Genomic DNA, 25,612 nt, shown 5'->3' on the forward strand with positions numbered 1-25,612 from the left:
TTGCGTGTTATACAGCGAAAATCCTGCTAAAATATTCTCCTGTGAAAAACAGGCCGTTACCGGAACAGCCGTGTGTATAAAATTACACAATCTGCCTCATGGCAGCAAAGAAAAACAGGGAGGCAACATAGCTGCCTCCCTGCTGCGGGTTAACCTAACTGATGGACTCCTCTGGATCTTGAGAGGTGCTGCCCCTCTGCAATCTCTTCTATCATCTTGTCACAAAACGCCGGCAGGTCATCAGGGTTCCGGCTGGTTACCAGGCCATTGTCTACTACAACTTCCTGGTCTACCCACTCAGCACCTGCATTTACCAGGTCGGTTTTTAAACTCGGATATGATGTCATTTTACGGCCATTGACCATGCCCGTTTCAATCAGCGTCCACGGGCCGTGGCAGATGGCGGCAATGGGTTTCTTTTCATCGGCAAAACCTTTCACAAAGTCTACCGCGGTTTTCTCCTTGCGCAGCAGGTCAGGGTTCATCACGCCGCCGGGCAGTACCAGCGCGTCATAATCCGCAGATGTTACGCTGTCTACTTTTTTATCTACCGGGTAAGTGCCGCCCCAGTCTGTATGCGCCCATGCTTTTACGGGCTCGCTTTTCAGGGAAATCACGTCTACGGCTGCGCCGGCTTCCTGTAAGGCTTCAACGGGTTTGGTAAACTCCACCTCTTCAAAACCATCGGCCACCAGCACGGCCACCTTTTTGTCTTTCAGTGCTTGCTGTTCCATCTTGTTCTGTTTTTAGATGTAATCAATTGGTGTACCGGGTATATGCAGCAAAAAGGGTTCCTGCCCGCAAACAGGCTGCAGGCAAGGGGGGCCAAATATGAAGTGGGGATTTATTTACTCATTTGCGGTATCATCTTTCCCTTTGCCCAGTTTCAGCTTCACCTTCCCGTCTTCCCCGTCTACCGCGCGCAGGTTGAGCACAATGCCGCTCTTCCGGCGTTTGCGCAGCTCGTCTGCGTCAGATACCAGCTCGTCTTTTTTGGGGTTGCGCAGGGGCACCTGCAGCTTGATGTCTGTGCCTTTGGGCATGCCGTACACTCCTTCCACCTGTATGTTCAGCACACTGGACGCTATCAGCATGGGGTGTATAATGATCTTGTTGCCGCGTATGTCCAGCTGGTTGTTGATGCGTTCAAAGGTGATGTTAGACATGTCCCGCTTCCGGAAAATGAACTTGCCCAGGTTTTCCAGCGGCTCATAGTGTACCAGCGCGCCCTTGTTGAGGTCAAAGGTAACCGTGCCGAACATGGAGTGCGGTTTCACGGTGGCGTCTTCCCGCATGCCGCCGCTGATGTTGGCCGTGGCGGAGAAGATGCCTTTCAGGTTTTTGGCCTCAATGCCGTTTTGCCCGAAGTTCTCGAACTGGCGGAACAGCTCGTCTACCTGCACCTGTTTGATGCGCGCGTCCAGCCTGAACTTGTCGTTCCCGTTGCTGGCGTGCTGAATGTTGCCGTTCACCATCATGGAGCCGCCGGCCGTTTGCAGGGCCACCTCAAACACGCGGAGCTGTTCTTTAGACAGCTCCAGCCCCGCCCGCACCTTGTTGGCCTGGAACTGGCGGTAGCGCACTTTGTCTATGGCCAGCTGCATGTTCACGCTGCATTCTTCCAGCACTACTTCCAGCTGCTTCATTACCCGCGCGTGGCGGTGGCGGTTGTTTTTGCGGGTTTGGGCAGAGGCGGCCTTGCGGTGCCGTTTCACGAAGAAAGACTGGAACTCGTTCAGGTTCACCAGCGGGCTGTTGAGCGTCCAGTTCATCTGTATCTTTTCCGGCGCGGCAAAGTAGAAGTTCAGCATGTTCTTTACGCTGCCTTCCAGCTGCATGGTGCTGCTGCCGCTGCGCAGGCGCACCCCGCGGAAATACAGGTCCTGCCCCTCAAAATCGAGCGTGGCCTCGCACTCCTGCACCGTCTGGTTGCGGGGAACATATACAAAGGCCCCGTTCCGCACCTGTATGGTGCCGCGCAGGTAGCCGGCCACCGTGTCTTTCGGGTCCCAGCCGCCGGCGTACTCAATATCTACCAGGCCTTCCCCTTTGGTGAAGTTGAACAGGTCCGGACCAATGGGGTGCGTGAGGCGCTGCAGGGGGAACTTTGATTTGAACCGCCCGGTGAGCAGCGGCTTTTGCAGGTTCAGCACGCGGATGGTATCTGCGGTAACGGGTATGCTGTCAAACGCCGCTGTAAAATCGTATATGCTCAGGCGTGAGTTGGCGTTGTTGTGGCCTTTGTTGGGCTCCACTTCGTTCAGGAAGGCGCCTTTGAAGCCTACTCCTTCCAGCGTAATGTTCTTGCCCGTCATCACGTTGCCGGCCGTGTTCCAGGTGACGTTTACGTAGGGCGTATCCCTGAACTGCATGTGGCCGCGCACGTCCGCATATACATTGAGGGGCTTTTCAAAATCTATGCTGTCCAGCTTGGAAGAAATATTGGGCGTTACCATGGAGGAGGCCATGCGGAAACCGATGTTTTCCGCGGCAATATGCAGGTTGAAATGCGCCGGTTTGAAGGTAAAGTTGAACTCCGCCCCTATTTTCACCGGCTGCCCGTCAAAACGGAACTCCTGCTCGGGGATGGTGAGCGTTTTATTGGCCGCGGCCCAGTTCAGGTTGATATCCGCCGTCAGCATCTTGTCTTTGGCGTAGCTGCCTTTAGTGGTATTGAAGGCCAGGCTGCGGATGTGTATCTGTTTCCTGACGTGGCATACCCAGCCGTCTGCCTTGTAGTCCATTTCCGCGCGGAGGTTTTTGATGTCCAGCTGGTAGAGCTTGAACTTCTGGTGGTTCTCGAAGGTGAATACAATATTGCGCAGGCGGATGTCTTGTATGGTAGGTTCTTTGCTTTTAGCGGGCTGTTTTTTCTTTTTGCCGCTGAACAGGTAGGTGTTGGAGTAGCCGGTGCTGTCTGTATAGAGGTAGATGGTACCGTTTTCCAGCGTTACCTGCCGGATGTCTACCTCCTTGCGCAGCAGGGCAAAGGTGTTCACTTTTACGAACAGCTCCTTTACGTCCAGCAGCGTGTGGCCGTGGCGGTTATACAGGCTGTCTTTCAGGCTGAAGTCTTTGAGGGTAACGGAAATATTGGGGAAACCCCGCAGCAGGGAGGGTTCCATATCCCGTATCACCAGGTCTCCGTCTATGCGGCTGCTGAGCTGTGTGGTAATTTCGGTGAGAATGGCCTGTTTGCGGCTGCGCACTACCAGCGCCAGTATAAGCCATAAAAGAATGACGAGCGCCACCAGGCTGCCTGCGGAAATAAGAGAAATACGGACCCAACGCGACATGAAGCTATAGTTAGTGTTTCTGAATATAAACAATAATGACGAAAAAATGTTGTCAGGTTGCCGCCGGAATACGATATTTGAGATGATGGCAGCAGCATTGATACCGATTGTAATAGTCCTTTTCCTTTTCTGGTGGTTCTGGCGCAAACCGCGCGTGAAAGCCGCCCCCGGGGTGGAAGCTTTGTTAGGGCAGCATGTAAAATACTACCGGCAGCTGAGTGACGAAGAAAAAAAACGATTTGCTTCCGAAGTAACGGAATTTATGGGGCATGTAACGGTAGAAGGCGTGGGCACCAATGTGGAGGAGCTGGACAGGGTGCTGATAGCCGCCAGCGCGGTGATCCCCATTTTTGCCTTCCCCGGCTGGAAGTACCGCAACCTCACCAACGTGATACTCTACCCCGATACGTTCGATGAAAAATACCAGTTTGAAGGAGACCGGCGCACTATTTTGGGCATGGTGGGCAGCGGCCCGCTCAACGGGCAGATGTTACTGAGCAAAAATGCGCTCCGCTATGGTTTTTCGGAATACACGGATAAGAGTAATACCGCCATACATGAATTTGTTCACCTGGTAGACAAAACAGACGGCACAGTAGACGGTATGCCCCAAAGCCTGCTGCAGCACCGTTATAGCGTGCCCTGGCTGCAGGTGATGCATGAAGAGATCAAAAGGATTGAAACCGGGCAGTCAGATATCAACCCTTATGCGGCCATGAATGAAAGCGAGTTCCTGGCCGTGGTGTCTGAATACTTTTTTGAGAACCCCGGGCGCATGCAGGAGCATCACCCGGAGCTCTATGCTATTCTTTCCAAAATGTTCAATCAAGACCCTGCGGCCGTGAACTGAACAGCCGCTTACAAACCACCGTCCAGCTCTACCTTTATTACCGAGGCAATGGCATTGGGCGCCGCCGCAGGCAGGCTGAAGCTGGTGTTATTACCCGCTGCCGCCGCTTTCACCGGCTGGTTGCTGCCCAATAACGTAGCGCGTTTTACTTTTTGTTGCAGGCCCGCCACTTCCAGCTGGCCATTGGCCGGCCACTCAAACACGGAAAGGTACAGGGTGTTGTTTTTGCGCGTAATGCGGCCCCAGGGCTGAGATACCAGCGGGTTCTTCTGCGTGCCGTAAACAGCTTCGCCATTCACCTTCATCCACTCCCCTATGCCCTGCAGGCTTTTGATGCTCTCCGCCGGAAATTCCCCTTCCGCGGTGGGCCCTACGTTGAGCAGGTAGTTGCCGCCTTTGGAGGCAATGTCTACCAGGTTGCGCACCATGGTTTCTACAGATTTCCAGTTATGATCATAGCTTTTAAAACCCCAGGTGCCGTTCATGGTCATGCAGGTTTCCCAGTCCCGGCCATCCAGGTCACTGAGGTTGGGGATCTTCTGCTCCGGCGTTTTATAGTCTCCCGGGAAGTTGGGGCGTTTCAGCCGGTCGTTCGTAATGATATTCGGCTGCAGGGCCAGCTGCGCCTGCAGTTTTTGGGCCGCCTCGTCTGTCATGTTGGTAGGCGTATCCCACCAGAGCACCGCCACTTCACCGTAGTTGGTGAGCAGCTCTTTCACCTGCGGCACGGCCACGTTGCTGATGTACTGGTCAAAGGTTTGTGTTTCCTGCGCCGGGTCCCAATGGCCTTTGTGGGCTTTGGTGTAGGCGTCTATCTTCGCGGAGTCAGGGTTGGGCCAGCCTTCGCGCATTTCCTTGCGGGCTACAGAGCCGCCGGGGTTGTTCCAGTCTTGCGCCTGGGAGTAATAAAAGCCCAGCTTGATGCCGTGTTTTTTGCAGGCTTCCGCCAGCGGTTTCAGCAGGTCTTTGCCGTAGGGCGTGGCGTCTGTAATGTCCCATTTGCTGGCTTTGGAGTTGAAGAGCGCAAACCCGTCGTGATGCTTGGCGGTGATCACGATGTATTTCATGCCCGCGTTCTTGGCCATCAGCACCCATTGCTCTGCGTTATACTTTACGGGGTTGAACTGTCTGGCATACCCCTGGTACTCCGCCACCGGAATTTTGCTGCGGTTCATGATCCATTCCCCGCCGCCCCGCGCCATGGGGTACCCTTTGTATTTGCCGGCGGGCACGGCGTATACGCCCCAGTGAATGAACATGCCGAAGCGCGCTTCGCGCCACCATTTCATTCTTTGATCATTGGCGGAATTCTGGGCCTGGAGGCCTTGTGCCAGCAGCAGGCCGGCCAGCATTGCAGCAATCTTTTTCATTTGTCAGTTTTAGTATGGCCTCCTTGGCGGAGCGCCTTTATTTCATGGAATTTTACATGCGCGGCGCTTTATGCAACCGTTTGCACAAATTACGGTTTAGGGGCGACGGGAGTGCCTGCTTTTTAGCTATTCATTGTAGTTTTTTCGCTTCATTTTACGGCTGTTTCCATGGCAGGTTGCACATTTTGCATTATTTTTGGGGCCACCAGTCAAATCACTTATGTGGAAAACCTTGTTACTGCTCCCCATGTTGTTTTCAATTCAACCCGCTGCTGCGCAGAAGAGCGTAACCCGGCAGGATGCTATGGTGGCCAGCGACCCTGGCGTGCGCATCTTTGTACGGGAGGTAAAAGCACGCAAGCGAAGCCGCAAGCCGCCCATTTTGCTGGTACATGGCGGCGGCCCCGGCGGACTGGCCTCTTTTGACCTGCCCATCCCCGGCGGCTCCCTGGCGCAAGACCTGGCCCTGGAAGGCATGGACGTGTACATCATGGACGCCCGCGGCTGGGAAAAAAGCACCCGGCCTGATTATGATACCACCCGCCGCTGGATCATTGCCGGCAGCTCCAAAGAAGTGTCTCATGACATAGATGCGGTGGTGGATTATATCATAGAACGCAGCGGCAAAAAGCAGGTATGCCTCTTCGGCTGGTCTACCGGCGCGCAATGGATCGGCTACTATGCCTGCATGTACCCTGATAAAATTTCGTCTCTCATCCTCCTCAATTCCCTTTACAGCGTTAACGCCCCCTGGCCGTATACGGAAACCTTCCGCAGCTGGATGGACACCACCCAGTTTGACTATACCACCATTTCTTCCATGCGCAGGGCCACCAAAACATCCCTGCTGGCCTCCTGGAAAAAAGACAGCTTTTATGACCCCGCCATTGCCAAGGCCTATGCAGAAACCGCGGTAGGTTTTTACCCGGACAGTTTGCTGGAAGTACCCGGCGGCTACCGCGTAGAAGCGTTCTACACCGCCCAGGGCAAAGGCCTCTGGCATGCCAGAGACATCCGCGTGCCCATTCTCTGCATCCGCAGCGGGCGGGATACCTGGAGCCGCCCGGAAGACATGCAGGCGCTGGAAGAGCACCTGGTGAACGCCCCCAAGAAGAAATTTGTAGTGCTGCCCAACGCCACCCATCACGTATTCCTCAGCCGGCCGGAAGAAGGCCGCGCCCAGCTCATCAGCGAAATTGTAGCCTTCAACGTAAAACGCAAAGGCCGTTAAAACAAACGAGCGTACCGTACAACGATACGCCCGTTCATCTGCCTTGAACAAAGCTTGCTAGTACCCGGGAAACTGTACCAGCACTTTGTTCCTGTCTATCTCGCTTTGGGGTACGGGATAGAAGTAGAACCTGGGTTGCCAGGCCGCGCGTGTAAATACTACGGTGCGTTTGTGAAATTCGGGGTCGGAAAGCGAGGTACCTTTCTCAATGTTCATACCGTGAAACTGGCCGCCCTGGTGCGCATCAGGCTGCTCAGGTATTTTCCAGCGGCGTACGTCCCAATAGCGGTGCCCTTCAAACATCAGCTCCAGCTGCCTTTCCAGGCGTATTTCCTTGCGCAGCTGTTCCTGGCTGCCGCCGGTGAGAGCAGGTAGCCCGGCCCGGTTCCTGACCATATTGAGGTAGAGCAGCACCTCCGCATTGCCGGGATCATACTCGTTCAATGCTTCCGCATAGTTGAGGTAGATCTCCGCCAGGCGGATCATCATGGACGGGCGGGCTACATATTTGCTGTTCCTGAAATCTGTTGTGGGGTGAACGTTCTTGCGCGCGGTGTACCCCGTGCTGGGCCAGTCTCTCGGCGCGCCGTTCTTGCCGCTGTTGCCGGTGAAGAAAAACTCCACGCGTGAATACTTGGCATCAGGCACCACCGGTATGGTAGCCCCGTTGAAGGTTACGTTCACATAAAAACGCGGCTCTCGGCCTACGTACATGTTGTACGTACCGGCTACGAAAAAGCTGGTGGCCGTATTGGTGAAGCCCGTTTCAGAATAGCTGCCGGCAGGGTCTGTAATGGCCTTGCCGTCTGCCATGCGGAAGGCGTCTACCATTTCCTGCGTAACGGCCACCCCGTTCCAGGCGTTGCCGTTAGCCGCACGGGGGCTTACATGCCTTTCCCAATGGCCGTCTGCGCTGGAAGAGCGTATCCAGATGGCTTCTTTCGTATAACCGTCAAAGAAAAGGTTGCGGTAAGACAGGAAAGCCGCCTGGAAGGGATCTGCATGAGACACCTTGAACAGCTCGTAGCGGTTCAGGTTGATCACCGCCAGCGCCGCGTCTGCCGCTTTTTTCCAGCGTTCCTTGTCGTACGTCTGGTTAAAGAGCTGCTTGCCATCAAAGTTCTTGAAATTGGCCAGCTCCGTATTGCCATTGAACAGCGGGCTGGCGTGGAACAGCAGCACCTGTGATTTTACCGCCGCAATCACCGGCTGGGTAATACGGCCTATCTGCGTTTTATCTACCTCCCCGCTGCCGGGGTTTACATGCACCACCGGCACGTCTGCATACGCCTTGTCCATTTCAGACAGCACGTAGGCCACACACTCATCCCAGGAGCTGCGCGGTATCTGGAAGTTGTCTTCTGGCGCTTTCGGCTCCTCACCCATCAGCACCACCGGCCCGTACTGCTTCATCATGAGCCAGTAGTAATACGCACGCAGGAAACGCGCTTCCGCAATGTATTGTTTCAGCAGCTGCTCCCCGTTGGGCTGCTCCCTGATCTCTTTGTTCTGCACCGCCTCCCTGATAAAAATGGCGCACTGGCGAATGGTCTGGTAATACGGGTTCCAGTTATTGGGGCTGGCATTGTCTGGCGTAATGGCGCCGGAGTTGATGCCGGGCTGTACCCAGGCATAGTCTACCTCGTCAGACTGGCCGCTCCATACGTTGTTGTAGGGTTGGTCCCACATGCTGGGCATAATGTTGTAACACCGTGCCAGCCATTGTTCCGTCATGGCCTTGCTGGTAAAAATGTCTTTCAGCGTGGTAATGTTATCAGGCACTGTATCCAAAAAGCCTTTGCGGCAGGAAGGCGCCAGCATCAGCACCAGCAGTACCAGCGGCATGATTTTTTTATGTATCGTAGTGATCATGATCTTTCTGTTTTTATTGGAAGTTTACACGTAAGCCTGCGTTGAAAACAGAGAGCTGCGGGTATACCGTACCGCGGCCGTCTCCCAGCTCGGGGTCCCATATTTTCCAGGGAGAAAAGGTGAGCACGTTGGTGGCCTGCAGGTAGAACCGCATGTTTTTCACGCCGTAGCGCCGCAGGCTTCTCATGCCGAAGTTGTAGCCGGCCTGTATCTCCTTCAGGCGGATGTAATCAGCGCGTTTCATCCACCAGGTGCTGGTGTAGTAGTTGGTGGTTACGTCTGAGCGGGTAGACAATCTTGGATAAAAGGCGTTCGGGTTGGGGTTGTCAGGCGTCCACCGGTCTGTAGCGTTGGTGTACAGGTTGCCGATGGTGGGGCCTTCGTAGAAGGGGTTGGTACTGTGGCCGCTGGAGTACATGAAGTCTACCATGGCCGCGCCCTGCCAGAACATGAACAGGTCAAACCGCCCTATGCCCGCGCTCAGGTTGATGCCGTAAATGATGCGCGGAACGGCGCCGTAGCCAATGGCCTGCTGGTCAAAGCTGTTGATGATGCCGTCTTCGTTCAGGTCTTTGTACCTGATATCTCCCGGGCGTACATCTCCAGACTGGCGGGGAGAACGGGCAATCTCCGCGGAATCCTGGAAGAGGCCCGTGGCCACGTAGCCAAAGCGCTGGCTGATGGGGTGGCCGGTGCGGTTCAGCCAGGGGTATTGCCAGGGCGGCAAGCCGTCTGCCACGTTCTCGTTCTTGTTATAGGTGAAGTTGCCACGGAAGCCGATGTAATAATCTTCGTTAAAGGCATGGTTATATTCCAGCGTAAGGTCTATGCCCTTGTTGCGGGTAATGCCCACGTTGCCGTAAGGAATGTTGCCCGTGGTAAAACCCGACGCGTACGGAATGTCTGTTTGCCGCAGCAGGATGCCCGTACGGTGCTCCTTGAACAGGTCGGCAATCAGGGAGAGGCGGTCTTTGAACAGCTTGATCTCGAAGCCCAGGTTTTGCCTTTTGGCCGTTTCCCAGCTTACATCAGAGCCCACCTGCCCTTCCTCATAACCCGTGCCGAAATTTTGCGTGCTGCCCGGTACGCCAAACTGGTAGCCATAGCTGCCGCTGTTGATGCGCGTCATGAACAGGAAGCGGGAATTGGTGTTGCTGTTACCGGAAACCCCGTAAGTGTAGCGGAACTTCAGGTGCGGGATGGCCTGTTTCAACGGCTCAAAGAAACGCTCGTTAGACACCACCCAGCCCGCGCCGAAAGAGGGGAAAAACCCGTAGCGCCGTTTGGGCGTGAAGTTCTCCGAACCGTTGTAGCCGAAGTTCACTTCCGTAAAATAGCGGTTGTCAAACCCGTAGGTGGCCCTGCCGCTCACACCGCGGATGCGGAAGGGAATGGAGGCCACCAGGTCTGTAGCGTCTCCATTGATATAGTCAGACTGGTTGAAGAGCAGCAGGCCGGAAACATCATGCTTGCCGAAACTGTTGGCGTAGTTCAGCGCCGTTTCCGTGTAGAAGCGGCGGTTGCCGCCGCGGGAGCCTTCGTAGCCCAGCACGTCAGAGCCCGCTTCCACCAGCCGCATCACCAGCTCCCCGTCCGCATCACGGCCTTCCGCAATGTAGGTTTGCACGTTGCGCTTGCGGTTCAGGTTGTTCCAGTTATAGGAGTCAAACGCGAACATGGAAGTGAGCGAGAGGCCTTTCAGCACAAAATCAAGGTTCTGGCGCACCCGCAGGTTGGTGCGGATGTTGTTGCGGTACTCGGTGGCGTAGCCACGCTGCGTAAGATCCCGATAGGGACTGTAGAAGCCGCCGCTGGGAATCTTGGGCCAGAGGCCGTTGGAGTACTGCGGCGGTATGATGTGGGGCGGTACCATGGAGGCCAGGTTAAAGAGGTCTCCCGTACCAATGCCCGGGTAGTTGCTGTTGATGATGAAGCCGTTCACGCCCAGCTCCAGCTTGGTGGTTTTGGTCATGCTGGCGTCTACATTGGTGGAGAAAGTGAAACGGTCCAGCTTGATGTTGTTGTTGTAGGACTGCTGCTTGTCACGCTTCATCATGCCCGATTCAGAATAATAATTGGCGCTGATGTAATAGGTGGCAAACTCCGAGCCGCCGCGTACGTTGAGGCCCGCCTTGCGGTTCAGCCCCCATTCATTGAATATCTGCTTGAACCAGTCTACGTTCGGGTACAGGTCTGGGTCTTCACCCGTGATGTGTTTCTGTACCTGGTCTTCCGAATAGATAGGCGTTCTGCCGCGCATCTGCAGCCCTTCATTGTAGAGGCGCATGAAGGTAGGCGCGTCTACATAATCAGGCAGCTGGGTAAAGCGCGTCATGGCATGGCTCAGCTCCGCGTTGATCTGCGGTTTGCCCGCGCGGCCCGTTTTGGTGTTCACAATAATGACCCCGTTGGCGCCGCGGGTACCATACACCGCCGTGGCAGAGGCATCTTTCAGGATGGTGAAGGTCTCAATATCTTCCGGGTCAATATCCGTGATGGAACGGTCAGGCACACCGTCTACAATGATCAGCGGCCCCTGCGGGCTGGAGCTGAAGGTGGAAATGCCGCGGATGTAGATATCCGCCCCATCGTACCCCGGCTCCCCGCTTCGCTGTACAGACACAATGCCCGCCAGCCTGCCGCCCAGGGCGTTCATGAGGCTGCGGGCCGGCAGCTTCAGCTCCTGCGGGCGTACGGTAGACTGTGCTCCTACCAGGCTCACCTTTTTCTGCGCACCGAAACCCACTACCACTACCTCATTCAGCCCCCCTTCCCTCGCTTCCATCACCACGTGCAGGTCCATGCGGTTGCGCACGCTCAGCTTCTGCGTTTCGTAGCCAACAAAAGAGAACTCCAGGGTATCCGTAGGTTCCACCTCAATGGAGTAATACCCTTCCGGGTTGGTAACCGTGCCCTGCGTAGTGCCCGCCACGCGCACCGTTACGCCAATGATGACGGCGCCCAGCTCGTCCTTTACCGTGCCGGATACCCGTATTTTAGCCGCCTGCTTGCCGGTGGCCGGCGCCGGCGCGGGCGTTTCTTCCGCCGGGGCAATAATGAACTGGGAATCTGAAATGCGGTTCAGCAAGAGGCGGTAGGGCTTCAACGCCTGCTGCATGGAGGGAATGATGCGGCTCACCGGCTCTTTGGTGAGCTGTTCCGGCACGCGCACGTCTTTCGTGAATTTCTCATTGTGCGCCACGCGCAGCTTGTACTTCTGGAAAATTGTTTCCAGCGCGTCTTTCAGGGGAATGGTGCGCGCTTCCCCGGTACTGCGCTGCTGGGTAAGGCGGCCTGCACTTGCAAAGGATTGTTGTGCCAGGGCAACGGGGGCAATAGCCTGCAGGCATAGCAATGCACTGGCTACTCCAAGGCATAGCCGTAGACGTCCAAATTTCATAACGTAAATTTTGGTTAGGTCAGATGAAATTGTAAAATGGAATTACTTCGATTTTGGTACTGCTGTGTTCTTTTACTTTGGTTGAATAATCAGTTTATTCCCGGTTTTTTCAATATGTGCTTGCAGCATGGCCGCCAGCACTTCCTTCACTGTTTTTTCGTTTTCCATAGCTATACGTCCGCTAATTGTGGTGCCTTTAAATGCTTCGGGCCGTTGTATCTCTACTTCGTACCCATAGTTGCTTATCAATACGTCTTTTATTTCCGCTAATGTGGTATTGTCAAATTTGTAGTCCCCATCTCTCCAGGCGCCGAACAGCTGCGCGTTCACCCGGTCTTTTTCCAGCGCCCCGCCCGGCTGCAGCCTGGCCCTTTCATTGGGCTGCACCGTTACTTCCCGCTCCCCTGCCCTGGCCTTCACCTTGCCCTGGGTCACTATCACCGCGCTTTCATGCAGCGTAAACGCCGTGCCCAATACGGTAACGCTCATTTTATCCGTATGTGCCACAAACGGCAGGGTACCTTTCTGTACATCCAGGTAGGCCGTACCGGTGATGCGTATTTCCCGGTCTGTTTTCCCGAAGGAGGGTTTGTACTGCAGGGAGCTGCCTCCCTTTAACCACACCTTTGTACCATCCGGCAGCATTTTGAGCTGCGCCGGCGCGTTGCCGCTCACCGCTATGCGCACCTCCTGCTCCGGGCTGCGGGTGCCGAAATAAAAGGCCGTACCTCCCGCCAGCAGCAGCACCGCTATCATGGCCGCGTACTTCAGCCAGCCGGCGCGGCGTTGGGGCAACTGGGCCGCCACTTCCTGCCAGCGCGCTTCCACATCCAGCTGCCGCTCTCCTGCCTTTTCCAGGTCAAGCAGGTCTTTTACCCTGAAATACAGCTCGCGGTTGGCATCAGACTGCTTTGCCCAGGCGGTGACAAACGCCACTTCTTCCGGGCTGGCCTTGCCGCTCAGAACACTCACCAGGAGATTGTAATCTATTTCGCTGTTTTCGGGTATTGGTGCCATTTCGATAGTATAGACGATGAGGGAATAAAAACTACGTACGGGATGTCAAAAAAAACTGGAAAAAAATATGCTGAACTTCCGGAATACGCTCCGGAGCTGTTTGATGGCCTTATATAGTTGTGTTTCTACGGTGCGGGAAGAAATGCCCATGGCATCGGAGATCTCCGCCGTTTTGAGGCCCTGCAGGTACCGCAGCTTGATGATTTCCCGGCATTTGGGCGGCAGCTGCTCAATGGCTTCCCATACGCTGCGCTCATCTGATGCTTCCAGCAGGCTTTTATGGCCGGTTTCAGGGTTGAAGTGCTCCAGCTCCTGCTGGGTGAGCAGCGCGTCTTGCACAAAGCGGCGATGAACCTGCTGGCGTTTGAAGTAATCAAGGCATTTATTATGCACGCTGCGGAAAAGATAGCTGCGGGGGTTGAGGGGGAGCTTGCCGTGGGCCTGGATGAACACGTCCTGCACCAGGTCTTCCGCCGTATGCAGGTCTACAAACTTGCAGGCATACCCTACCAGGGCGGAATAATATTCATGGAATATCTGCGCCACGGGTTTCATTGAGCCATCGTCTTCAGGGTGCTGCATAGGCGATTTTGGATTTCTGCAAATTTATATGCCGGGGGTAAAGCTATTTAATTCTCTGAGCAAATTTTACTGTGGGGGTGGATTTTTGTGTACGATTTTGAGGTGGTGTTTGTGCTGGTTGTCAATATTTTTTAAAATTATTTGGAATGAAATGTATAATTCCTATCTTTGCAATCCCAAAATGAACGGGTGATTGATTCCGTAGCTCAGTTGGTAGAGCAATACACTTTTAATGTATGGGCCCTGGGTTCGAGTCCCAGCGGGATCACTGGAATCTACTTAAACCCGCGCTAGTCGCGGGTTTTCTGTTTTTACTCTATAATTTATTCTATAAAAGCCGCGAGGGGCTTTTCTGGTGGACGTAGCTTTATAAAGAGCGAACTATCTAGACGAAGATAATATATATTAATTTATCTTGTCCTATTCAGCAAGGTAACAAAAGGAAGTTGCATTTTACCCGATTTTAATCAGCTAAACGGTAGCCACATTAGTGTTAACCATTTCTTTTAAATAATCTTCCATTTTTTCCAACAGTTCTAAAGATCTTAAAATTTCTTTGGTTGTAAAAGTAGACATTCCTGCTACTCCATGAGACATTGGATGCATCGTTACTTTTTGATACAATTTCAGTTCTTTTGAAATCTTTTGGAAGTTATCAAATCCTGAATTTTTGTATTGACTAATTAAAGATTGTAATCTAGCTATTAAGTTGTTGGGGATATTTTCCGATAATAGTCCTTCTATATCTTCTATTAAATCGGATGCAGTTTTTTTATTTTGATAATAACAAGACTTGCCAATAGCGATTCGTTCTAGAATTTTCCTACTATCTTCAACTGCACCTATCATGAGCAATTTAGAATACTCATATAGTAATATTTCGAATTTTTTTCTAACTCTATTTCCTATACCTTCAATCTCAACCTGACTAGGATTAGCTGGTAGATTATTGAAAGCATCTTTTATCGTTTGAACTTTTTCAATTTCTGATTTGATATAAATTTTATGCTTATTGTTAATTTCATACAAATTTGAGAATACCCATTTTCTATTAGATTTTTCTATGTCATTTACAACATGCATAATCAAATTGTAAAAGCTGATGTTGTGCGTAAAAATTAATAATTGTGTGTCTTGGAATTTATCAAAGATGTACTTAATTAAGAATGTCCGGTTGGAAGTATCTAGGCTAGTTATGAAGTCGTCTAAGACCAAAATTTTAGTTTTGGCCACATCTTTAGATACGATAATTGAATTTAACAAAATCAAAAGAAATATTAAATTCAACTTAGCCTCATTAAAATACTTTCTTAAATCAGACTTCCGTTCGATATTTTTTCTAACATCGATTATTTTAATTTTATATTCATCTTCCTCATCAATTTCAATATTAACGCTTTCGTGAAAATTAAGAAGTGCAGAATTAACTTCACTTTCGATGAAATTGTGGTGGTTTCTGCAAATGTCAGATGTACTATCTATGGTAAAATAAACTTTTTCTAAAAGCGATTGTAAATTTATGTTGTCGCCAACATTAAGATCTTCAATTGATATCATGAAAATCTGATAACTAGAGGAATCGAAATTTTTATAGTCGGTATCATTTATCTCTATTTTAAAATCTTCACTGGCAACCTTGTTATTATAAGAATTCCATAATTCGCTTCTTAATTGCTGAAGATCCTCCGGTGTTTGCGCGTTGATACTTGATTCTATTTTATCTTTAAAGAAAATGACTTTTATCGCTTCATAAAGTGAACTCTTTCCAGCTCCATTCTCGCCATATAAAAGGAGGTTCTTTTTGTTATCTAGAGAGATGGCCAATTCTTCTTCAAATGCCTTAAAGCCCTCTAATCTTAACTTATTCATAAGTACTTTGCTTAAAAAATGTAACAAGGCGCTTTTTTAACTCGTTATCCCTAGATTTATAATCTGAAAATGTAAACTTACCAGAGTTAAATAGCTCTCGTATCTCCTTTATACTTGAACCTTTGAAATACTCTGGTTTCTTATCGAATGGAATGTATCGCTTTGGAATATCAAGAATCAAGAAGTTTCCGAGACTATCAATTATATCGTTTAGGTCTATATTCTGCCAATCTTCTGAAAGTAGCCCCTTATCTTTTAAGGTAATGATCTTATCTACATTATATGTTGGCAAAGCTACGTCTGAACTAATGTAGTATGCAAGTAAAGCAAATCCCTTTTTCAATCTACCTAAATAGTTGAAGTAATCAGGAGAAATATCCTCATAATAATATGAATCAACTTCTAAATGTGAAGACGTTTGTTTGATAATATTATATACCTCAAACTTCACTGTTGATGTCGAACCTTGGTAGTACACATATCTTATTACAGACTTCAAGAAGCTCAAAAATCTTTCGTCAAATGTTAAATTGTTGACGAACAAATAATTGACAATAGCGTATTTAGGGTATTGGTTCGTATAGGCGTCAATTACTTGAAGCCATTTTGTTACTTCAGTTTGTTTAGCCTTTTCCTGATTGAGTGCCTCAAGTATTTCAATTATTCTAAATAAATCATTTAATACTTCTTTGTACTTCTTCAGTTCAAATGGAGAAAACTTCTCATTAATAAAGAACACTCTAAGGTTCGTTTCGCTAGAAGTAATTCCTTCTTTACCTCTAATAATATGAGAATAGAATCTGAAGATATCATCTATGTCTAGGTTTAAACTTTGACAGCTGTTTTTAAATTCAATCCATTGTTCAATAAATATTTTCTCTTCCTTTACGTTTCTCGCTTTGTTATATAACCTCGCTTTAAATATATCAGCATCTTCAAGATTCACGCCTCGATTATTAATTGTTTCAAATATTACCAGCGCTTTTTCGTTAGATTCATCTTGAGTTAGACCGCTTAATTCAATTGGCAATAAATAAACTTGCTTTAATAGGAAGTGTATAAATTCTTTTAAATCCGCGGGTTTGTTCTTAAAATAATATTGAATCCAGTTTAAAAAATGCAATGTATTGGCCTCAAATCGACTATCACATTTTCGTTCGGTCACTTTGCCATTCTTGTCTATTACGGCATTTAACCGCATTTGCAAACTCTCTATAGTGCATTTCAAAATATCTGTGATAGCTTCTTCGTCATTTGCTTCAAAAACATTTGATCTTATTCTAGAAACTGTATTAATACCCTCCCAATCTTGTTTTTCCAGCAGTTGCTGTAAAACTTTCATTTCGGGTTGGAGTACATAGAGTACCTTGAAAAGTAACAGCAATGTAACAAGTCTTTGTTGACCATCAATTACATCTAGCGAATCTTTATTATTTTCGGCTTTAGCAATTATAATATTGCCAATAAAATAGTCCTGCTTTGCAATAAAGGCAGCTAACAGATCATTGTATAATTGAAAACATTGATCGAATTCCCAGGAATACGGTCTTTGGTATGATGGAATAACATATTGCTCCTCTATTCTAAAAATTTTCAAAAGCTCTTTCTGTTCCGCGCTTAAAGATAATGACATATTATATTTTTATTATACGAATATAATGTGGATAATCAACTCTCAAAAATATTTAAACAATATCAAAAAATCTAATATTTCCCATGTGGTCCGAATGGTTTTAAGTAAAATCAGATAACGAATTCAGTAAAATTACAAGATAATAATTTACTACATGTGATCAATTGTGCTAAAACCCTTATGCTAGACAGAAAGGCTGCTATTATCCTTTACGTGCTTGATTTCAAAGTTTAAATTATATCCCGGGATTTTACTTTCCCAAATGTTCTTGGAAACGGAAATATTGACGCTGGCTAATGTTAAAATTTGATTTTCGCCCAGCCATAATGCATTTTCAATAACCTCAGGAAAATCTCCTCTTAGAGCCTTTTTATATAGAACTTTAGAATATTCTACTAAGGCCTTATGAGCGAGAATTGAATTTTCGAGCGAACTTATGTTTGCAACCAGCCATAATTTCGTAGCAGCAAATTCACTTCCACATACATAATAAGCAATATTGTTCGGAATTATTGAGTTGTCCAGGTTTACGTATGTAGACATCGCAGACCAATCTTTTTCCCAACTATGGTTATAATAACCTGTGGGTATTCCTTCTTTCGCAAGAAAGTTCTTTGCTTCAAAGGGCGACCAACCATCTTCATAGGATATTGGCGGTGGTCTTTTCTCAATTGCTTGTCGCTTCTTTATTTCCTCTATGGAATTTAGAATATCTGTACTTGTCCTTACTTCCTTTCTAAACAAACCGCTTCGCCACCTTATCAATGCAGAAGTGTTTAACCCCAATTGTATAATGGCATATTTCCTTGCCTGTCCTAGTAAGTGGACAGGAATAGCTCTTCTTATTACAATGAATGTTGTTTCATAGATCATATAAACAGACATGCAATAAATTAATGGTAGAAATAAAACAGATAAAAGGGGGGCTAGAAAAAAACTTCGTAAAGTGCCTACTGTTGCAAAATCCTTAAAATTAGATATAATGTGATAAATACTGTATGAAAGTAAAAAAACTGAATAAACTATAACTATAAAACTTACGACCTTCCTAACAGCTTCGTATTTTTGATTGGTTTTAGCCACCTCAAGTAGTAGCACTATGAAGATCGCTATAGGTACTATTATAAATTCAGCTACTAAACTAAATGTATATAGACCTACAATGAACTCCAGCAATACGGTTAACTTTAGATTATCTAAAATAGCATCTCTAAAATAATTTTTATTCTCGGAAACCTGGTTTAGCCTGAATACTGTAATAAAGCCCACAAAGAGCACCCAGAGTATTGCGTCTTTCAGTAACGTGTAGTCCCACAACCTTACCTGATAGAGAACCCAAATGCAAAAGGCAAAATGGAGGACGACGATCAGGTAGATTCCTACTAATTGCTTTTTGAACATTATAGATGGAATTTCCCCTAGTGATCTTCTTAAAGTGGTGTTGAAAAAGGAAGCTATGATGCCAATAAGGACCCATGAGGCTAAAGCTATTTCGCGGTTATTGAATATGCCCATGTAAGACTATTTTCATTGCTGTTACAACCTTTTAAAATCCGTAGGTATTTAGATGGTCTATTCAAGCATTTGTAAGGGGGTGATTTTTCACATATAATTCAAAAATGGTATCAACTTGAATCATATTTTCATAATTATTTGTCAGTATCTTTGTAAGATAATCCAAAGATTTTCCTGCCGTAGCCTTATTTTTTAACAAGGCATAGTTGGTATCATTATATATCTCGCTTAATGCTCGCGTTAGTAAGTCTATTCCTTGTTTAAAAGTCACCCCTTGCATGAGATGTGCGTTATGCGCATTGTTAGAATAAGCAAATTTTGTTAGCTTTTCAATCAGCTTTTCGTTAAATTCTTTTCCCCTTTCAAACTGCTGAAGGGAAAAGTTTACATCCTCCTTAGGTTGCTTAGCATAGGTATAATAAAACGTTATTACCGCGATGACTGTAGCAACAATAGTTAAAAATAAATTTAAATCCATACGCAGTAATACTTCTAATTTTGGGAATTTACAACAGAAATACCATCGATGATACCTATATAGAACCCCAGAGTTGTAAACTCTACCTTTAATAATTTCATCAGGTATTTTTAAATTCAGCTATTCTTTGTAATTTAAAGAAAAAAGGAATAGTGTATGAAACAGATTTTGACGCGATTGCAATCCTTCGCCACCTTTGATCTCCCCGTTGGGAATACCTACATCCAGCAAGCATTTGTAACCACCCATGAGAATTGCCGCAAAGACTACCCCGGCTGGAGCACAAGCGCCACCCGAAAAAAGGTCATTGCTAACTACTGGATTAAACACGTTTTAACCCATTTTAGCGCATTTTATCTGGCATCGGTGTTCATTGCCTTACCATTTAGCACCAATTTTAACCAATTTACATTCCCCGGCTTCTTCCTGGCAGGAATAATTAGTCTATCAGTCCTAACCTTCTGGCTATACGGCCAACTCTTTTACGTCGATTTCCTGCCCAAGTTGGACACCATCATTGAAATCTACGAAGGCAAGCAGCTACAGCACCTCAAAAAGTGTCAGAAGGCGCAAATGTCAAATTTCGCTGCGGCGGTCGTTTATTTCGCCTTTGCCAATGCCAGTGGACTAGCGATTTCGGGGGTAACCCGTCAGTATGGAAGGCTGTTAATGCACCTGTTCGGAAAAGACCCTGATGCTATGCATGAAGACTTAAAGCTGATTACCTGTAAAACGAAGAAGCTTTCCCCTCACCAGCAAACCGAGATTGAGAAAAGCCTGGAAGAAGCCCGTAGCTTTTTTGAGGGTATCGAATTTCCCTATGGGATTGAGGTTGTGGCAAACCTAGACAGGAAATTTAAGAAGCGTAGTTCTACGTAAAGATCATGCCAAATATTGTCAAGCCCGTAAAAAGTATACTTTACTTTTTACGGGCTTGTTGTTTTGCTATAGTTGCAGAAAAATCTTTGAGCTATGCAAGACAATGTGAACAAAGGAAGTACAGCAGCGCCGATGTTATTTCCTTATGAACCGGCGCAGTTCTGGCAAAGTGTCCGCCAGATTGTACGTGAAGAAATGCAGCAGGCTGAAAAGGTCCGATCAGTAGCCCCGGCCTATGAAACCCCTGGCCTCACCTACAAGCCCCTGTTTAAGATCACAGAGGTTTGCTCCATGTTCCAGGTATGCCGCCAGACCATTTATGACTGGATCAAGGACGGCAGGCTGAAGCCCTACAAGATCAAATCCCGAGTTTATTTCCTATGGAACGACATCCAGCAACTACTAAAGCCGGAAGATGAACGGGAAGGTTGCCCGGAAGATTGACGGGCAGCTTCGCTACCCGTCTGCGGAGATTGTACAGGCGGCCTTGCCACCTGTACGCGGATTCGGAACGGGCTTCGCTCCGTTAGCGAGCGGTGTTTTTGCTTCGCAAAAACGCGCTCGCTTTTGCTCCCGTTGGTCGCAAAAGGCTGCCCGCCAGCGGGCAGTCCCTGAACTCATTAAAGAAAATGCTGATGAAAGAAAAGAGATGTGGAAGACCACCCAGCCCGAACAAAAGAACCATTCAAGTTGGGGTCAGGTTGAATAGTGAGGAATTGGCTCTTGTAAAGCAAAACGCTGATAAAGCAGGCTTGCGCCTGATGACCTACATGCGGAGAACTACCCTGCAAGGAACAGTGCCCGCCCGGTTGGACGAGGAAGGCCGGGAGTACCGGCGGACACTTATGGGAATGGCAAATAACCTTAACCAGATGGCTCGCCTCTGCCACCAGCAGGGAATGACCGGTACAAAGGCGCTGTTAGGCAGTTTTTGTGAAAGAATTGACGGCATTCTAAAAAAATTGGGCGCATGATTAGCAAAGTTATTACCGGAAAGACTTTTTACGGGTGCTGTCGCTATGTGTGCAAGGACGAAAGGCGTACGCAACTGCTACACTCCGAAGATGTCCGGGATTATAACCCGCGGGTAATGGCCTTTGACTTTGAACAAACCCGGCAACTGGTACCCAATAAAAAGAAAGCCGTCTTTCATGGGATTCTCAGCTTTCACCCGGAGGATAAGGTGACAGACAGGCTGATGCTGGACATTGCAAAAGCTTACCTCCGCCAGATCGGGCTGGTCAATACCCAGCTTGTCATTGTCAAACATACTGAAAAAGCTCACCCCCATTTGCATATTATAGCCAACCTTGTGAACCATGACGGGGTTGTAATATCGGATAGCTGGATCGGTTTAAGAGGAAAGAAAGCCGCGCAGGCTTTGACCAGGCAGTACCGGCTAATTGAAGCCACGAGGAAAGACTTAACCAAAACCAACCTGCAAGCCCTTAACGAAGAAGAAGCCACCCGGTATGAGATATTTCAGGCAATAACGGCCGCCTTGCCCCAGTCTTCCCGGTTTTCCGAACTGGAAGCCCTGTTGCTCAAACAGGGCATTGACATTCTTTACAAGAAAAAGCAGACAACGGGGGAAATTCAGGGCATTAGCTACCGGAAGGGAAAATATGCCTTTAAGGGAAGCAGCATAGACCGGTCTTTTTCTTTTGCGGGCATTCAAAAAGCCATCCTGCATAAGCATCACATCCGCCCCCGCATCATGCAACCGATCAAGCGGCGGCGCGGCCTTGGGCTGTAGGTTCAATCTTCACCGGCTGCCGCAAGGCTGCTCCTTTAGAATAGATGCTTTTTGCAACGGGAGAACATGCCCCAGCGTTTTCGGAAAAAGCATCTATTCCAAAGGAGCCTTTTCATTTTGCAACTGGCGTAAGAACCGCTTTATTTCCTCGTGGCAGAGCATGTAGGGCATTAGCTTCACGGGCGCCTCCCAATTCAGTTCCCTTGCGGGAGAGCTAACCCATATATGAGCGTATTCCCGGTTGTCAAATGTGGCGTAGATATCACTATACAGGTACAGGATAGCCATCAGGCGCGGAATGGCTTTGGGGGACAACCGGTCTTTTAAATTCAGGTAATAGAAATACCGGGGAGATATGCCAATGATGTTGGCAAGTGTAAATACCTCCAAGCCAATAAGCCGTTGGAAATTTAATAATTGTGATTTGACAATGCCTTTTTGTTCCAGCTTAACCCGGTTGGTGCGGGGCAGCCCCGCGAGCATGCAAATTTCCCTATAAGTGTCGTCAACACAGGACGAATGCAGAAACGAACGCACATCCAGTTCAACAGAAGGATTCATGATGACAATTTTTAAAGTGTGTAGAAAAGACTTTTTCCAATATGGCATCCCTGTCGTCACCAATGGCCCAGAAAAAGCATTTATTGGTTTTGACAATGAGCTGCCCTTCAGGTACGAGCAATGGTTGCAGCCAGTCAGCTATAAGTAACCATTTAAACCGTTGCAAGAGCATGCCAAAGGCCATACTGATTTTGTTGAGGTCACTTTCAAAGGATTCTATACGGTCAGACAAGAAACACCAGAGGGCTTTGCATGTAGAGGCTTGCAGCCATTCCCTGTGCCGGATAATATCTGCATTATAGTAGGAAACAAGGCTATGCAGGGTTTGCAGACCGCATTCAATTTCTCCCTCAAAGAGATCAACTGTTACGGTCACCTCATTAAAGATGGCTTGTATCACATTCGGCCCGTCCTCGTGCATTAGATTCCTGAAGATGGTAGACTGATCTTTGAGCAGGGCGTGGGCTTTAAATATATCAAAGGTTACATCTGCCGGCTCCCGAAGGAATAAAGAAGGTTGCATATAGTCATATTGTAAGTGTTTAACATGTGAGCCGGACAAAAAAAATGCGCAGGCCCCGCCCAGTCGCCCAGCACCCTTGGAAAGTACACGAACGAACTTAAGCGGAAGCCCACGCAATAACGTGAGCCTCGCTCTGTTCTCCGGTTGTGTACTTTCCAAGGGTGCTGGCCAGAGAACAAAGTCGCTTACAATATCTGCAAGCGCAAAGATTAAAAATCAGTACGAATATACAAAAATTTCAGAATTGGTAAAATAATTTTCAATATAGAAGTTTTAAGATTCATTTTGGCATAAATACATAGTTGATATGAAGGTTAGGTTTTATATTCCATCTGCCAAATAACCACAGATGAAGGATAAACGATATAGCGCCGTCAGATCACTGATAAAGGCAAACGAAATAAAGCAATTTGCAGATATTTTTGATATTCTACCGATAACGGTAGTAAGTAAAGACACGGGTACCAATTATAATACGCTTTACAGGCGTGTCCACAATCCGAACCTGTTAACGATGGATAACCTACTGGCACTGGCAACGGCGTTTGAAATTGACATAATGGAGTTGATGCCGGTCATTGTGAAGTCGCTGAAAGCCAAGAAAAGCGGTGGCTCAAAAACGAAGTAGAGGAACTGGCGAGCTTCGCATGCGTTTGAATTGTTTGGAAACCCCCGCCTTGGGGGTACGGGGGCGCGGCGATAGCGCCCCCGGTCTTCTTAAATAGCTTTCTTCAAAGTGTTGCGCAATATGTTCTGGTCTTGTCTTGCTTCCCATATTTCCCGGATCTTCCGGCCTGCTTCCTCCGGTGTAATCCGTATGTATCTATAAAAGTCCCGTAAGCTCTTATGCCCGCTGATTTTCATAATTAGCTCTGCCGGAGTACCCGCCAGAAACTCATTCGTGCAAAACGACCGGCGGCATGTATGGGAAGTAACCCAGCTATATTTAGGTTTTACGGTTACCACATCCTTATTACCCCTTTTATGCGAAAATTTAATGGATTCTGCGATGCCTGCCAGTTTTGCCACTTCTTTAATGTACAGGTTGAATTTCACGTTACACACATCCGGGATATGCCCTTTAAATTTGGTCACCAGAATATTTTCGGCTTCCTCCCGCAATGGAATAACCACCCAGTGGTCAGATTTTCCCTGTTTCTTATGGAGCATGCCCTGGCGCACATCTTCCGGGCGAATGGTTGAGAAATCGGAAAACCTTAGCCCGGTTAGGCACCCCAAAACAAACAGATCGCGGTATTTAACCAGGTGAGGATAATCTGTTAAATCAGTATGGTATATGCGGGCTATTTCCGGCCATGAAAGGTAGATGGCGTCTGCTTCTTCGTCCAGTATTTTGAAGTCTGAAAGGTCAATAGGGGCAATTATTTTGCGGCGCATCCTCTCACGTAAGAAAATGCGCAGTTGCTTGATGGTTTTCCCTACCGTAGCGGTTTTTAATCCTTTAATCTCCACTTTGCGGCGGCGTTGAACATATTCGTAGGTCAGGAAATGAACAAGCTGTTCATAAAAATTATAGTCGAAGCAATCGAAAGTGATTTTCCTGCCCCGGAAGGCTTGAAAGGCGTCCAGGTGATCTTTCATGTTCTTGTAAACCTTCAGCATGCCGGGAGTTACTTTGCTGGCCTTGCTTTTAATGTAATCATCGATCTGAAATGACAGGTCAAGGTTTGTAACTGGACTGGCGGCTAGTTCCTGCTGCGCCTTTTTTACCAGCGAATCCGGGTTAAAATCAGGCAGAAAGGTCTTTTTGAGGAAATTCAGCGTATCTGGCAGCTTTTCCTTTACCGCATGGTTTACAATATCCTGAGCATTCCTAAGGCTTTTCTGGAGCTGCTCGTTGAGGTCTGCCACCGCGCCATATGCCGCGGGAAGGTCATCATTAATACGGAGGCGCTTACGGTTCCAGTACTCCGGGGGTATGGCGATTCCCGTGTTCAGAAGGGTGCGGCGGTCAATGGACTGGCAATACTGGATAAAAACAATGCTGGTGCCGTCCCGGCGCGTGAAATTCTTTTTGCAAATGGGCTTGATTGGAAGCATCATAGTTACTCTATAATTTACTCTATAAAAATTGCGTCAGCCTTTATAAAGTTCGTAAACCTAAAGCCTAAGCGGTGTTATAGAATATTGAAAATCATAGAGTTATTGTAGTGTTATGTAAGGCGGTGAAAAGAAGAAAAGTGCCTTACACATCCCAGCGGGATCACAGAAGGCGCTAGAAATAGCGCCTTTTTCGTTTAAACTCTTCATCACTCCAGGGTTTTACGGAATAATTCGCACAAGAAAGCACAAAGTCTATCAGATCGTTCGGGGACCTGTTCGGAGACCTACTTCAAGACCGTAAATTAGGTCCCCTACCATTGATTGCGTAGCGGTTTTAGGCACATTCAAAAACCTAAGAACTTGTGCGAAATGAAAGTTAACGAACATCTTTCCATCTTATTCTTCCTCTCGAAGAAGAAAGCAAGCAAGGACGGCAAGGCGCCTATTTGGGCCAGGATTACGGTAGACGGGGAACGGGCTGAATTTTCTCTCGGCCGGAAAATACTTCCGGAATACTGGGATCAGGAACGCGAGAACGTAAATCACTCAGCGCACCCGGAAAAAAAGGACGCCATGCAGCTGGAGCGCAAAAATCCTATTTTATTAATAAATCCCCTAACTTTCTAATCTGCTCCGCCCGGTACTGGGCTATAATTATATATAAGCAAACTGTATGTAACATCATTTGGGGGAAAATTGTGGTATACAACCAGAAT

22 protein-coding genes and 1 tRNA gene are annotated in these 25,612 nt (G+C 48.1%); 9 read left to right on the forward strand and 14 right to left on the reverse strand.

All coding sequences use genetic code 11. The annotated features are described in order from the left end of the window. Positions 1-149: 149 nt before the first annotated feature. A complete protein-coding gene (locus ABDW36_RS17305) occupies positions 150-734 on the reverse strand; it encodes a type 1 glutamine amidotransferase domain-containing protein (protein ID WP_343703182.1) in 585 nt (194 codons plus the stop codon). Between the two features lie 114 nt (positions 735-848). Then, the gene (locus tag ABDW36_RS17310; protein WP_343703183.1) at positions 849-3,296 is read right to left on the reverse strand and encodes an AsmA-like C-terminal region-containing protein; all 2,448 of its coding nucleotides are present in this window, start codon (positions 3,294-3,296) and stop codon (positions 849-851) included. 82 nt (positions 3,297-3,378) lie between these two features. Between ABDW36_RS17310 and ABDW36_RS17315 the strand changes: the two genes are divergently transcribed. After that, positions 3,379-4,146 (forward strand): M90 family metallopeptidase, encoded by a 768-nt coding sequence (locus tag ABDW36_RS17315; RefSeq protein ID WP_343703184.1) that lies wholly within the window; start codon positions 3,379-3,381, stop codon positions 4,144-4,146. 8 nt (positions 4,147-4,154) lie between these two features. Here the strand turns inward: ABDW36_RS17315 and ABDW36_RS17320 are convergent, their stop codons facing one another. After that, complete coding sequence (locus tag ABDW36_RS17320; protein WP_343703185.1) at positions 4,155-5,516, reverse strand: alpha-L-fucosidase; 1,362 nt, start codon at positions 5,514-5,516, stop codon at positions 4,155-4,157. A gap of 247 nt (positions 5,517-5,763) precedes the next feature. On the opposite strand from ABDW36_RS17320, the gene ABDW36_RS17325 reads away from it, so the two are divergent. Next, positions 5,764-6,747, forward strand: a complete 984-nt coding sequence (locus ABDW36_RS17325) for an alpha/beta hydrolase (protein WP_343703186.1) — start codon at positions 5,764-5,766, stop codon at positions 6,745-6,747. Between the two features lie 57 nt (positions 6,748-6,804). On the opposite strand, the gene ABDW36_RS17330 is transcribed toward ABDW36_RS17325, so the two are convergent. The 4 genes from ABDW36_RS17330 to ABDW36_RS17345 form a co-directional block, all read right to left on the reverse strand. Then, complete coding sequence (locus ABDW36_RS17330) at positions 6,805-8,619, reverse strand: RagB/SusD family nutrient uptake outer membrane protein (protein ID WP_343703187.1); 1,815 nt, start codon at positions 8,617-8,619, stop codon at positions 6,805-6,807. 13 nt (positions 8,620-8,632) lie between these two features. Beyond that, a complete protein-coding gene (locus tag ABDW36_RS17335) occupies positions 8,633-12,019 on the reverse strand; it encodes a TonB-dependent receptor (protein WP_343703188.1) in 3,387 nt (1,128 codons plus the stop codon). Positions 12,020-12,091: 72 nt separating this feature from the next. Next, on the reverse strand, positions 12,092-13,036 hold the full coding sequence (locus tag ABDW36_RS17340; protein ID WP_343703189.1) for a FecR domain-containing protein: 945 nt from the start codon (positions 13,034-13,036) through the stop codon (positions 12,092-12,094). Between the two features lie 45 nt (positions 13,037-13,081). Then, a complete protein-coding gene (locus ABDW36_RS17345; protein WP_343703190.1) occupies positions 13,082-13,618 on the reverse strand; it encodes an RNA polymerase sigma-70 factor in 537 nt (178 codons plus the stop codon). Between the two features lie 195 nt (positions 13,619-13,813). On the opposite strand from ABDW36_RS17345, the gene ABDW36_RS17350 reads away from it, so the two are divergent. Then, positions 13,814-13,886: transfer RNA gene (locus tag ABDW36_RS17350), tRNA-Lys, on the forward strand. Positions 13,887-14,089: 203 nt separating this feature from the next. On the opposite strand, the gene ABDW36_RS17355 is transcribed toward ABDW36_RS17350, so the two are convergent. The 4 genes from ABDW36_RS17355 to ABDW36_RS17370 all read right to left on the reverse strand — a co-directional run bounded on the left by ABDW36_RS17355 (position 14,090) and on the right by ABDW36_RS17370 (position 19,113). Beyond that, positions 14,090-15,487, reverse strand: a complete 1,398-nt coding sequence (locus ABDW36_RS17355) for a hypothetical protein (protein WP_343703191.1) — start codon at positions 15,485-15,487, stop codon at positions 14,090-14,092. After that, a complete protein-coding gene (locus tag ABDW36_RS17360) occupies positions 15,480-17,120 on the reverse strand; it encodes a DUF262 domain-containing protein (RefSeq protein ID WP_343703192.1) in 1,641 nt (546 codons plus the stop codon). The genes ABDW36_RS17355 and ABDW36_RS17360 overlap by 8 nt, the downstream gene beginning before the upstream one ends. Before the next feature lie 183 nt (positions 17,121-17,303). Beyond that, on the reverse strand, positions 17,304-18,635 hold the full coding sequence (locus ABDW36_RS17365; RefSeq protein ID WP_343703193.1) for a hypothetical protein: 1,332 nt from the start codon (positions 18,633-18,635) through the stop codon (positions 17,304-17,306). 61 nt (positions 18,636-18,696) lie between these two features. Continuing rightward, positions 18,697-19,113, reverse strand: a complete 417-nt coding sequence (locus tag ABDW36_RS17370; protein WP_343703194.1) for a hypothetical protein — start codon at positions 19,111-19,113, stop codon at positions 18,697-18,699. Between the two features lie 156 nt (positions 19,114-19,269). Between ABDW36_RS17370 and ABDW36_RS17375 the strand changes: the two genes are divergently transcribed. From ABDW36_RS17375 to ABDW36_RS17390, 4 genes are all read left to right on the forward strand, one after another. Then, on the forward strand, positions 19,270-19,992 hold the full coding sequence (locus ABDW36_RS17375) for a hypothetical protein (RefSeq protein ID WP_343703195.1): 723 nt from the start codon (positions 19,270-19,272) through the stop codon (positions 19,990-19,992). A 93-nt stretch (positions 19,993-20,085) separates the two neighbouring features. Beyond that, positions 20,086-20,436: a helix-turn-helix domain-containing protein gene (locus ABDW36_RS17380; RefSeq protein ID WP_343703196.1), complete on the forward strand. Its 351-nt coding sequence runs from the start codon at positions 20,086-20,088 to the stop codon at positions 20,434-20,436. Positions 20,437-20,627: 191 nt separating this feature from the next. Further along, complete coding sequence (gene mobC, locus ABDW36_RS17385; protein ID WP_343703197.1) at positions 20,628-20,966, forward strand: plasmid mobilization relaxosome protein MobC; 339 nt, start codon at positions 20,628-20,630, stop codon at positions 20,964-20,966. Further along, positions 20,963-21,748, forward strand: a complete 786-nt coding sequence (locus ABDW36_RS17390) for a relaxase/mobilization nuclease domain-containing protein (RefSeq protein ID WP_343703198.1) — start codon at positions 20,963-20,965, stop codon at positions 21,746-21,748. Before mobC ends, ABDW36_RS17390 begins: the two co-directional genes overlap by 4 nt. A 93-nt stretch (positions 21,749-21,841) precedes the next feature. Here the strand turns inward: ABDW36_RS17390 and ABDW36_RS17395 are convergent, their stop codons facing one another. Together ABDW36_RS17395 and ABDW36_RS17400 are read right to left on the reverse strand one after the other, a co-directional pair. Then, on the reverse strand, positions 21,842-22,309 hold the full coding sequence (locus tag ABDW36_RS17395) for a hypothetical protein (RefSeq protein ID WP_343703199.1): 468 nt from the start codon (positions 22,307-22,309) through the stop codon (positions 21,842-21,844). Beyond that, on the reverse strand, positions 22,293-22,832 hold the full coding sequence (locus ABDW36_RS17400; protein ID WP_343703200.1) for a hypothetical protein: 540 nt from the start codon (positions 22,830-22,832) through the stop codon (positions 22,293-22,295). The genes ABDW36_RS17395 and ABDW36_RS17400 overlap by 17 nt, the downstream gene beginning before the upstream one ends. Positions 22,833-23,181: 349 nt before the next feature. Between ABDW36_RS17400 and ABDW36_RS17405 the strand changes: the two genes are divergently transcribed. Further along, on the forward strand, positions 23,182-23,460 hold the full coding sequence (locus tag ABDW36_RS17405) for a helix-turn-helix domain-containing protein (RefSeq protein ID WP_343703201.1): 279 nt from the start codon (positions 23,182-23,184) through the stop codon (positions 23,458-23,460). Between the two features lie 89 nt (positions 23,461-23,549). Here ABDW36_RS17405 and ABDW36_RS17410 read toward each other — a convergent pair whose 3' ends face one another. Beyond that, positions 23,550-24,896: a phage integrase SAM-like domain-containing protein gene (locus ABDW36_RS17410; RefSeq protein WP_343703202.1), complete on the reverse strand. Its 1,347-nt coding sequence runs from the start codon at positions 24,894-24,896 to the stop codon at positions 23,550-23,552. Between the two features lie 369 nt (positions 24,897-25,265). On the opposite strand from ABDW36_RS17410, the gene ABDW36_RS17415 reads away from it, so the two are divergent. After that, entirely contained in the window at positions 25,266-25,523 is a 258-nt protein-coding gene (locus ABDW36_RS17415; protein WP_343703203.1) for an Arm DNA-binding domain-containing protein, read from the forward strand. The last annotated feature ends 89 nt before the right edge of the window (positions 25,524-25,612 follow it).

The organism is Chitinophaga sp. (assembly GCF_039596455.1).
Taxonomy (GTDB): domain Bacteria; phylum Bacteroidota; class Bacteroidia; order Chitinophagales; family Chitinophagaceae; genus Chitinophaga.

Bases quoted from the DNA above. Each gene is read 5' to 3' on its own strand.
- ABDW36_RS17305 (WP_343703182.1), bottom strand. From the start codon at position 734: ATGGAACAGCAAGCACTGAAAGACAAAAAGGTGGCCGTGCTGGTGGCC.
- ABDW36_RS17310 (WP_343703183.1), bottom strand. From the start codon at position 3,296: ATGTCGCGTTGGGTCCGTATTTCTCTTATTTCCGCAGGCAGCCTGGTG.
- ABDW36_RS17315 (WP_343703184.1), top strand. From the start codon at position 3,379: ATGATGGCAGCAGCATTGATACCGATTGTAATAGTCCTTTTCCTTTTC.
- ABDW36_RS17320 (WP_343703185.1), bottom strand. From the start codon at position 5,516: ATGAAAAAGATTGCTGCAATGCTGGCCGGCCTGCTGCTGGCACAAGGC.
- ABDW36_RS17325 (WP_343703186.1), top strand. From the start codon at position 5,764: ATGTTGTTTTCAATTCAACCCGCTGCTGCGCAGAAGAGCGTAACCCGG.
- ABDW36_RS17330 (WP_343703187.1), bottom strand. From the start codon at position 8,619: ATGATCACTACGATACATAAAAAAATCATGCCGCTGGTACTGCTGGTG.
- ABDW36_RS17335 (WP_343703188.1), bottom strand. From the start codon at position 12,019: ATGAAATTTGGACGTCTACGGCTATGCCTTGGAGTAGCCAGTGCATTG.
- ABDW36_RS17340 (WP_343703189.1), bottom strand. From the start codon at position 13,036: ATGGCACCAATACCCGAAAACAGCGAAATAGATTACAATCTCCTGGTG.
- ABDW36_RS17345 (WP_343703190.1), bottom strand. From the start codon at position 13,618: ATGCAGCACCCTGAAGACGATGGCTCAATGAAACCCGTGGCGCAGATA.
- ABDW36_RS17355 (WP_343703191.1), bottom strand. From the start codon at position 15,487: ATGAATAAGTTAAGATTAGAGGGCTTTAAGGCATTTGAAGAAGAATTG.
- ABDW36_RS17360 (WP_343703192.1), bottom strand. From the start codon at position 17,120: ATGTCATTATCTTTAAGCGCGGAACAGAAAGAGCTTTTGAAAATTTTT.
- ABDW36_RS17365 (WP_343703193.1), bottom strand. From the start codon at position 18,635: ATGGGCATATTCAATAACCGCGAAATAGCTTTAGCCTCATGGGTCCTT.
- ABDW36_RS17370 (WP_343703194.1), bottom strand. From the start codon at position 19,113: ATGGATTTAAATTTATTTTTAACTATTGTTGCTACAGTCATCGCGGTA.
- ABDW36_RS17375 (WP_343703195.1), top strand. From the start codon at position 19,270: ATGAAACAGATTTTGACGCGATTGCAATCCTTCGCCACCTTTGATCTC.
- ABDW36_RS17380 (WP_343703196.1), top strand. From the start codon at position 20,086: ATGCAAGACAATGTGAACAAAGGAAGTACAGCAGCGCCGATGTTATTT.
- mobC (WP_343703197.1), top strand. From the start codon at position 20,628: ATGAAAGAAAAGAGATGTGGAAGACCACCCAGCCCGAACAAAAGAACC.
- ABDW36_RS17390 (WP_343703198.1), top strand. From the start codon at position 20,963: ATGATTAGCAAAGTTATTACCGGAAAGACTTTTTACGGGTGCTGTCGC.
- ABDW36_RS17395 (WP_343703199.1), bottom strand. From the start codon at position 22,309: ATGAATCCTTCTGTTGAACTGGATGTGCGTTCGTTTCTGCATTCGTCC.
- ABDW36_RS17400 (WP_343703200.1), bottom strand. From the start codon at position 22,832: ATGCAACCTTCTTTATTCCTTCGGGAGCCGGCAGATGTAACCTTTGAT.
- ABDW36_RS17405 (WP_343703201.1), top strand. From the start codon at position 23,182: ATGAAGGATAAACGATATAGCGCCGTCAGATCACTGATAAAGGCAAAC.
- ABDW36_RS17410 (WP_343703202.1), bottom strand. From the start codon at position 24,896: ATGATGCTTCCAATCAAGCCCATTTGCAAAAAGAATTTCACGCGCCGG.
- ABDW36_RS17415 (WP_343703203.1), top strand. From the start codon at position 25,266: ATGAAAGTTAACGAACATCTTTCCATCTTATTCTTCCTCTCGAAGAAG.